General features: G+C 42.4%; 9 protein-coding genes. 3 read left to right on the top strand and 6 right to left on the bottom strand.

Translation table 11 applies throughout. The annotated features are described in order from the left end of the window. Position 1: 1 nt before the first annotated feature. The 3 genes from ssb to JR005_RS04090 all read right to left on the bottom strand — a co-directional run bounded on the left by ssb (position 2) and on the right by JR005_RS04090 (position 3,204). Positions 2 to 565 carry a single-stranded DNA-binding protein gene (gene ssb, locus JR005_RS04080; protein WP_125269376.1) on the bottom strand — a complete coding sequence of 188 codons (564 nt, stop codon included), beginning with the start codon at positions 563 to 565 and terminating at the stop codon, positions 2 to 4. Positions 566 to 616: 51 nt separating this feature from the next. Further along, complete coding sequence (locus JR005_RS04085) at positions 617 to 1,981, bottom strand: MFS transporter (RefSeq protein ID WP_218665601.1); 1,365 nt, start codon at positions 1,979 to 1,981, stop codon at positions 617 to 619. Positions 1,982 to 2,124: 143 nt separating this feature from the next. Further along, entirely contained in the window at positions 2,125 to 3,204 is a 1,080-nt protein-coding gene (locus tag JR005_RS04090) for a DUF475 domain-containing protein (protein WP_004994476.1), read from the bottom strand. Between the two features lie 194 nt (positions 3,205 to 3,398). On the opposite strand from JR005_RS04090, the gene tenA reads away from it, so the two are divergent. Beyond that, entirely contained in the window at positions 3,399 to 4,070 is a 672-nt protein-coding gene (tenA, locus tag JR005_RS04095; RefSeq protein ID WP_218665602.1) for a thiaminase II, read from the top strand. A gap of 64 nt (positions 4,071 to 4,134) precedes the next feature. On the opposite strand, the gene JR005_RS04100 is transcribed toward tenA, so the two are convergent. Beyond that, a complete protein-coding gene (locus JR005_RS04100; protein WP_151814310.1) occupies positions 4,135 to 4,419 on the bottom strand; it encodes a YciI family protein in 285 nt (94 codons plus the stop codon). 20 nt (positions 4,420 to 4,439) lie between these two features. Further along, the gene (locus tag JR005_RS04105; protein ID WP_218665603.1) at positions 4,440 to 4,784 is read right to left on the bottom strand and encodes a GlpM family protein; all 345 of its coding nucleotides are present in this window, start codon (positions 4,782 to 4,784) and stop codon (positions 4,440 to 4,442) included. Between the two features lie 206 nt (positions 4,785 to 4,990). Between JR005_RS04105 and JR005_RS04110 the strand changes: the two genes are divergently transcribed. Beyond that, positions 4,991 to 5,365, top strand: a complete 375-nt coding sequence (locus tag JR005_RS04110) for a hypothetical protein (RefSeq protein WP_218665604.1) — start codon at positions 4,991 to 4,993, stop codon at positions 5,363 to 5,365. 96 nt (positions 5,366 to 5,461) lie between these two features. Here JR005_RS04110 and JR005_RS04115 read toward each other — a convergent pair whose 3' ends face one another. Beyond that, entirely contained in the window at positions 5,462 to 5,815 is a 354-nt protein-coding gene (locus JR005_RS04115) for a DUF1304 domain-containing protein (protein WP_104794764.1), read from the bottom strand. A 194-nt stretch (positions 5,816 to 6,009) separates the two neighbouring features. Here JR005_RS04115 and uvrA point away from each other — a divergent pair. Then, a partial coding sequence (gene uvrA, locus JR005_RS04120; RefSeq protein WP_218665605.1) for an excinuclease ABC subunit UvrA occupies positions 6,010 to 8,834 on the top strand: 2,825 nt, incomplete at its 3' end.

Consider the following 8,834-nt stretch of genomic DNA (forward strand, 5'->3'; position numbering starts at 1 on the left):
ACTAGAACGGTAAATCATCATCCAAATCAGAAGGCGCTGGTGCAGCAGGTGCTTTTGGCGCAAAACCGCCTGGATTATTATTGCCCGCATTGCCATAACCGCCAGAAGAATTATTGGCATAGTTACCCTGATTAGAGCCATTACTTTGACCATAGCCAGACTGTTGTGGAGCATTATTAAAACGTGGCTGATTAAAATCATTGCCACCGCCCATTGCCTGATCCCCTTGCTGACGAGAATCCAACATCTGCATTTGCTCACCACGAATTTCAGTGGTATAGCGTTCCTGTCCGTTTTGATCCGTCCACTGGCGAGTACGCAAAGAACCTTCAATATAAACTTTTGATCCTTTACGCAAATATTGCTGTGCAATTTCCCCTAAACGATTATGCAAGACAATACGATGCCATTCGGTTTGTTCTTTACGCTCACCTGTATTTTTATCTGTCCACGATTCACTGGTCGCAATTGAAAACTGAGTCAGCGAACCTCCATTTGGAAAAGTTTTGGTTTCTGGATCACGTCCTAAAGTACCAACTAAAATAACTTTATTCACACCACGCATTAGCTAATTTCTTCCTATGTATTTCTGTGTTTTACTTTATAAGAGTTATGCTTAAATGGCTACCTCTGAGCCTATCAAGTGCGTTAAATGTTGTCGCCCAGTATCATCAATCACCTGCTTATCAACTTTAATATACGCTACTTTTTGCTCAGCCATCACCACCACTTCTTCAATACCACGAATCGCCAATAGTTTTGAAGTCCATTCATCTGTTTGTTTTAATTCAGGTAAGGGCAATACGATTGAAGATAAATAACGAGGCTGCGCCAGACCAAAACTAATCAGCAACCAGATCATAGCAATGCCAGCCAAAATACTCCAACCAAGCGAAGTATTATGTAACATTAAAAGCTGACCACCCAGCACCCCCCCAAAAAATGCCCCTAAAAACTGGCTACTGGCATTAATCCCCATCGCGGTGGCCTTAGACTGAAGCGGCGCAGATTTGGATAACCATGAGGGTAACAGTGCTTCCATGACATTGAAGGCAATAAAAAATAAACCTAGCCCTAATAACAGAATATATTTGGACTCATAGCCAAAAATTAAAATCAGTAAACCTGCAATAATGCCCAAAATTGCTGTTAGAAAAATCCCACGCATTTTGCGATATTTTTCCGCAACAATAATACTAGGAAACGCAAAAAACAGACTAATCACCAAAAGCGGTAAATACACCATCCCGTGTTTAGCTAAAGGAATATTGGCAAACTCGATCAATTGAGATGGTACATAGATAAACATGGCTGTCAGCAGTAAATGCAGTGAAAAAACCGAAACATGCAGTCGATTTAAATCGCCCATCTGGATGACTTGTTTGAGCTGTGCCAGATAACCTTGGCGAAAATTACGATGATGTCGAGTGACTTTCGGCACCAGCATCAACATAAAAATAGCTGCAATCCCCATGATCGTGGTGACCCAAAATAAACCAGAGATGCCCACCTGACTGGTCAACCACGGCCCTAAGCTAAACGCGATAACAAAAGACAGACCAATACTCATGCCCATCACCGCCATGGCTTTAGTCCGCTGTTCTTCACGGGTAACATCGGCCAGGAGTGCCATAACCACGGCTGATACAGCTCCTGCGCCTGCAATCGCACGTCCAATAATCACGCCATAAATGGTATGAGACATTGCTGCAATGGCACCACCCAGTGCAAAAAGTACCAACCCTAAAATAATGAGGGGTTTACGGCTAAAACGGTCTGCCCAAAGGCTAAATGGAATCTGTAAAATCGCCTGACTTAGACCATAAATACCCACAGCCAAGCCAATCAACGCAGGTGTTGCATATTGGTAAGACTGACCTGCGATAGAAAACACGGGGATAATCATGAACAATCCCAACATTCGCAGGGCAAAAATACTGCTTAATGCAAAAGTTGAGCGACGTTCTATAGCATTCATCATCTTATTACGCTGAATTTAACCTGTACAAATTATAGGGTATTCACATCAAAACTTCGCTACATTCCTTCAATTTCTTGTGAACATAAAACCAAGCAGGGTGTAAAAACACCCTGCTAATTTAGTTGATTAGACTGAAAATTTGCTTAACTCGATGGTTGGTGCTTGCGATATTGAATCGAGGCAATCACCGCCCAAACAATAAATGCCACCCCAATTAAACCCGTCACCACTTCTGGAACATGGACACCCGTACCACTGGCAAGCATGATAAAAGCCAGTGCCCCAATCGCATAATGCGCACCATGCTCAAGGAAGATATAGGCATCTAGTGTGCCTTTTTCCACCAAATAGATCGTCATGGAACGCACAAAGATCGCACCAATGGCCAAGCCTAGCATAATAATTACGACATCACTGGTAATCGCAAATGCGCCAATCACACCATCGAAACTAAATGAAGCATCTAAAACTTCAAGATATAAAAATCCACCGAAACCAGCTTTTACCACTCCCGTCACTGCACCATTTTCATCATGCTTGACTGCATTACCTTCTTCATCCACTTCAGGTTCACCGCCTAGTAAGTGACTGAGTACTTGAACTCCAATATAGATTACTAAGCCCCAAATCCCCGCCATGGTCACCACCAGACGTTTTTCATCTGTCACTTGTGCAGACATGATCAGCAAGGCAATAAGCGCAATAAATACCGACATCGCAGGAACACTGGCTAAATGCGAGAGCTTGGATTCTAACCATCTAAACCAGTGAGTATCTTTGCCATCATCAAAGAAGAAGTTTAAAAAGACCATCAACAAGAATGTTCCACCAAAGGCGGCAATTTCAGGATGATGCTCCATTAAACGCTGTGAATACGTCGCAGGATCATTCAGCGCCATTTGTACTACTTCCAACATTCCCATATCGGCGGTCACCGCAACGATCACGATTGGAAAAATCAAACGCATACCAAATACGGCAACCAGAATACCCACCGTTAAAAATATCATTTTCCAGAAATGATCCCAGTTACGTAATACTGAAGCATTGACCACGGCATTATCAAAAGACAAAGACACTTCCATCACCGCTAGGATTGCAGTAATGGTTAGGGCTTTAAACATCGTCGAAATGCCCGCCTCTGGCCCATGGGTATAGCCCCAATAAGCTGACAAAGCCAAACAAATCACGGTAAAAAAAATCGAAAAACGGAAATGCTTCATGCGCGCCCTGAATCAAAAATATTAAAATTAGGATTTCGCTGCATATTATGCGCGTTTTCAGTGTGCTTGCAGATGACTTTTATCATTTTTTAGTAAAATCTTAAGGCAAAATTAATAAAGTATCTCTACGGCTACGCATAACAAAATTTTGTTATAGTCTGGGCGGATGATCTTTAGAATTTAGAGCAAAACAGATGAGTTTTACCCAGGAACTTTGGCACAATAATATTGAACTTTACCAAAAAACCTTGAATCTTCCATTTAATCAGGAGCTTGCCGCAGGAACTTTATCTGCCGATGCTTTTTGTCATTATGTGATTCAGGATGCACATTATTTATTGGCCTATGGTCGTGCTTTGGCAGTTGCCGCAGCAAAGGCTTTTGATGCAGATGATGTGATTCAGTTCGCTGAAGCGGCCAAAATCGCAATTATCGTAGAACGCAGTTTACACAATGACTTTATGCAGCATTTTGACATTAGCAAACAGCAATTTGAAAGCACGCCGCTGACACTTGCCTGTCATCACTATACTTCATTTTTAACCGCGACAGCATGGTCTGAAAGTTATCCAGTGGTCTTAGCCGCGTTGTTACCCTGTTTCTGGATTTATGCGAAAGTGGGTAAAGATATCGTAGAAAAATCAGTGGTGAATAATCCATATCAGGCTTGGATTGATACTTATTCGGCAGAAGAGTTTCACACTGCTGTGCGCAATGTGATTGCCACGGTCGATAAAGTTGCGGCGCGTTGTGACGATGACACCAAAGCCAAAATGCATGCAGCCTATACCATGGGTGCAAAACTAGAATGGTTGTTTTGGGATAGTGCTTATCAGCAACGACAATGGATGGGGCTCACACAATGACGCCTCTCTTTTAACATCGTTTGAGAATATTCCACTACATGCTGATGGAGGTATATCGCTTCGATCAGCAATTTAGAAGTTGCTCAAACTCCGGCCCCGTCTTGGAAAAAGTAACTTCTGTAATCTGATAGTCTGCAACTTGCTGAAAAGGATCTTGTTGTAGAATATGCTCAAGTTGTTCACGAGGCATGGTTTTGACCAAGATTACACCACCAGTACGTGGCTGTTTGCGCCCCGCACTAATAAAAAGACCTTCCGCAAAATATCGGTTCAACCAGTCAATATGTGGCTGGATCAATGCATCAACTTCATTGAGGGGTTTGATATAATTTAAGCTGACAATAAACATTGTATTTTCAACCTCAAGCCTTAAGCAGAATAAAAAGACGTCCAGCCATATAACAAAATTGCCGCAGCCAATACCCATGCCAATGTTGCAAAGCTGAGACACATGCTAATCGAAACCCGATCTGCAAGGTAATACACCGTTCCAAGATAAATGGCATAGGGAATCAGCGACCACAATCCAAATAACGCTGTTTTGCGCAACGCTTCAGCGCCTTGTTGCCCAAATACAATCACATGCGCAATCAGTGCAAAAGTGGGAAATAACGGAACCAAACCCGCAATATAAAACGATCGGCTTTTGGATAATAAAGAAATCAGTAATACCACAGCCGCACCTAAGGCGCATTTAAAAAACAACCCAATCATGAGACAAAGAACACTGGAACAATGCTATTGAACTTACTCCTTTTTCTCGTAAAAAAATAGAAGCCTAGCGGTATTCAACTCAAAATCTAGGATGCAATTTTACAAATTTGGCTTGCAATTTTGGTCAAGTTCAAGCATTCTTATTTGATAATGATTATTATTTACTTAACTTGAATATTTATGGCACGACCGTGTGGGAGAACATAATGCTGATAGAAACTCAAGGTAGTGAGGCGATGAATACCATGATTACCTTGCGCCAATGCTGGTATACAAACGAAGAAATTTATATCAATAAAGGCTGTTTACATTGTGGTTCAGCAGCAACCTATTTGATTTATTTTACCAACCGAAAAATACAAAAATTGATGCTGGATTTTATTGCCAGATACAATTGCAACCATCCCAAGCGTGTTGATTTGATGGATATAGAGCATTTTGAGCAAGATTATGAACAATTACTATCACAATTAGAAGCACAGGTCATCCATTACTCTTTTTCACAGCATAATCAACCCAAACGCATTGCCTTTGAACAAGTCGAGTCTATTTTTGAACGTGAGTTTGCAATGGCTTGCTAAAGAATAACAATTACAAAAACTGTCTCCCAATTGACTCCAAAGCACAGCTTAAGTTGTGCTTTTTTTTATTCGCTTGGTCCAGTTTCCATAAGATTTTTATAATAAGTACACAGCCAGTAAGCCAAGCAATGCAGGTATTGCCTGAATATAAATAATTTTGCGACTTGCTGTAAGTCCGCCATAGATCCCTGCCACCAACACACAACTCAAAAAGAAAGTGGCCAAAGGCACTGCATAACTTGCAGGAGCAAACAGTGACCAAATGAGTCCTGCGGCTAGAAAACCATTATATAAACCCTGATTTTGTGCCAGAACTTTGGTGAGTTGTGCTTTTTCTAGCGTATTCCCAAATGCCTTGAGTCCATAAGGCTGATCCCATAAAAACATTTCGAGTATCAAGATATACACATGTAACAATGCAATAAGTGTGATCAGTATTTTAGCCAACATGATGATGATCCTATTTTTTGATCAAGTTCATTTTTAGAACTCTAAATATAACGGATTTATCTTCATGTGTATAAAAGTTTATTCTGTTTGTTTTCTGCCGACACAAATTGACGCATAAAATGGTAAATTTCATGCTTGAACATTTTTCATGCGCTATCATATATACCTTTTTAAAATTCGTTTAGGATCATTTTATGAGCCAAAGTCATATCCGTATTCGAGGTGCGCGTACCCATAACTTAAAAAACGTGTCTCTCGATATTCCACGCGATAAGTTTGTGGTGATTACGGGACTCTCAGGCTCAGGTAAATCCTCTTTAGCCTTTGATACCTTATATGCTGAAGGTCAGCGTCGCTATGTCGAATCGCTATCCGCTTACGCACGTCAGTTTTTATCGCAAATGGAAAAACCTGATGTGGATGCCATTGAGGGTTTAAGTCCTGCGATTGCGATTGAACAGAAATCCACCAGCCACAATCCTCGTTCAACGGTCGGGACGATTACCGAGATTTATGACTACTTACGTCTACTCTATGCCCGTGTCGGTACGCCTTATTGTCCTGAACATGATTTACCGATGGTCGCGCAAACCGTGTCTGAAATGGTCGATGCGGTTAAGGCACTGGAAGAAGGCACAGCCTTGATGCTACTGGCGCCCGTAGTTCGCGAACGTAAAGGTGAATATTCACAACTGTTTGAACAACTGCAAGGTCAGGGGTTCGTGCGCGCACGTGTTGATGGTGAGATTGTTGATATTGATAGCCCACCAGAACTAGATAAAAAGAAAAAACATACCATTGAAGTGGTCGTGGATCGTTTTAAAGTGCGAGACGATCTGGGCAATCGGATTGCTGAATCTTTTGAAACGGCGTTGCGTTTAGGCGGGGATCTGGCCATTTTGTCGTGGATGAAAGCCGAACAACCTGATCGGGTGTTTTCCGCGAAGCATTCCTGCCCTGAATGTGATCGCGCCGTAGCCGAACTTGAACCGCGTATGTTCTCGTTTAACAATCCTTTTGGTGCCTGCCCTGTCTGTGATGGTTTGGGAACACGTAGTCATTTTAGCGCAGAAAAATTGATTCCAAGTCCAGATTTATCCTTAAGCCAAGGTGCAATTCGCGGTTGGGATCGTCAACGTCCGTATTATTATTCCATGCTACAAAAAGTCGCGGAACATTTTGGTTTTTCACTGGATGAACCGTGGAACACACTGGACAAAGACACCCAAAAGAAATTTTTATATGGCACAGGCAAAGAAAAAATTGACCTGAGTTATATCGATGAGCGAGGTCGCAAACATAATCGCGTCATTCCGTTTGAAGGCGTAATTACCCATCTGGAACGCCGTTATCGTGAAACTGAAAGTAATTATGTACGTGATGATTTGGCACAATATTTATCCAATGCTGCCTGTGATGCCTGTGGCGGTTCACGTCTGAATGAAATTTCACGCCATGTCAAAGTCAAGGATAAAACCATTGCTGACATTACCAGCATGTCGATTGGTGATGCAGAAAGCTATTATCAGGACTTAAATCTTGACGGTGCCAAAGGTGAAATTGCCGATAAAATCTTTAAAGAAATTCGTGAGCGCTTACACTTTTTGGTCAGTGTCGGACTCAATTATTTGAGTCTAGCACGTTCAGCCGAAACGCTTTCAGGTGGTGAAGCGCAGCGTATTCGTCTCGCCTCACAAATTGGCGCTGGTTTAATGGGCGTGATGTATGTACTGGATGAACCTTCCATTGGTCTACATCAACGTGATAATGATCGTTTACTACAAACCCTGATTCGCTTGCGTGATCTTGGCAATACCGTACTGGTGGTGGAGCATGATGAGGATGCGATTCGTGCTGCCGATCATATTATTGATATTGGGCCAGGTGCGGGTATACATGGCGGTGAAATCATCGCCGAAGGAACCTATCAAGAATTGGCTAATCATCCAGACTCGCTGACAGGTCAATATTTATCAGGCGCTTTAAAAATTGCAGTGCCCAAACAACGTTTGCAATCCCCTACACCTGATCAGAAAATCAAGCTTTGTGGCGCAGCAGGTCATAACCTAAAAAATGTCGATCTGACCATTCCCTTAGGCATTATGACCTGTGTCACAGGGGTTTCAGGCTCAGGTAAATCGACCTTAATTAACCGTACTTTGTTGCCATTAGCTGCAACACAATTGAATGGTGCAACCACACTCACCGCAGAAAAATTTGATTCGATTGATGGGTTGCAACATCTGGATAAAGTCGTGGATATCGATCAGAGTCCAATTGGTCGTACACCACGCTCGAATCCTGCAACCTATACGGGTTTATTTACTCCAATTCGTGAATTATTTGCGCAAACGCCTGAAGCCAAAGCACGTGGTTATGCCGCAGGACGTTTTTCATTTAACGTGAAAGGCGGTCGCTGTGAAGTGTGTGAAGGCGATGGCATGATTAAAGTCGCCATGCACTTTTTACCTGACATGTATGTGCCTTGTGATGCCTGTCATGGCAAACGCTATAATCGTGAAACGCTGGAAGTCACCTATAAAGGTAAAAATATTTCTGATGTTTTAGAGATGACAGTGGAAGATGGCGCAGAATTTTTTAATGCCATTCCTGTGATTCACCGCCGTTTGGAAACACTGACTCAAGTGGGCTTAGGTTATATTCGTTTGGGTCAGGCTGCGACCACACTTTCAGGGGGTGAAGCACAGCGAGTCAAACTGGCACGTGAATTGGCCAAACGTGATACAGGTAAAACCCTCTATGTGCTGGATGAGCCAACCACAGGTTTACATTTCCATGATATTGCCAAGCTGCTTGATATCTTGCATGAGCTACGCAACAAAGGGAATACCATTGTGGTGATTGAGCATAATCTGGATGTGATTAAAACCGCAGACTGGATTATCGACTTAGGCCCAGAAGGTGGTTCAGGCGGTGGTCAGATTATTGCTGAAGGTACACCTGAGCAAGTCCCTGAAGTTGAAATTTCGCATACAGGACGTTTTTTGAAGCCGATGTT

It is taken from the genome of Acinetobacter sp. Colony158 (assembly GCF_019264745.1).
Lineage (GTDB): Bacteria > Pseudomonadota > Gammaproteobacteria > Pseudomonadales > Moraxellaceae > Acinetobacter > Acinetobacter ursingii.

Bases quoted from the DNA above. Each gene is read 5' to 3' on its own strand.
- JR005_RS04105 (WP_218665603.1), bottom strand. From the start codon at position 4,784: ATGATTGGGTTGTTTTTTAAATGCGCCTTAGGTGCGGCTGTGGTATTA.
- JR005_RS04115 (WP_104794764.1), bottom strand. From the start codon at position 5,815: ATGTTGGCTAAAATACTGATCACACTTATTGCATTGTTACATGTGTAT.
- JR005_RS04085 (WP_218665601.1), bottom strand. From the start codon at position 1,981: ATGATGAATGCTATAGAACGTCGCTCAACTTTTGCATTAAGCAGTATT.
- JR005_RS04090 (WP_004994476.1), bottom strand. From the start codon at position 3,204: ATGAAGCATTTCCGTTTTTCGATTTTTTTTACCGTGATTTGTTTGGCT.
- JR005_RS04100 (WP_151814310.1), bottom strand. From the start codon at position 4,419: ATGTTTATTGTCAGCTTAAATTATATCAAACCCCTCAATGAAGTTGAT.
- tenA (WP_218665602.1), top strand. From the start codon at position 3,399: ATGAGTTTTACCCAGGAACTTTGGCACAATAATATTGAACTTTACCAA.
- JR005_RS04110 (WP_218665604.1), top strand. From the start codon at position 4,991: ATGCTGATAGAAACTCAAGGTAGTGAGGCGATGAATACCATGATTACC.
- ssb (WP_125269376.1), bottom strand. From the start codon at position 565: ATGCGTGGTGTGAATAAAGTTATTTTAGTTGGTACTTTAGGACGTGAT.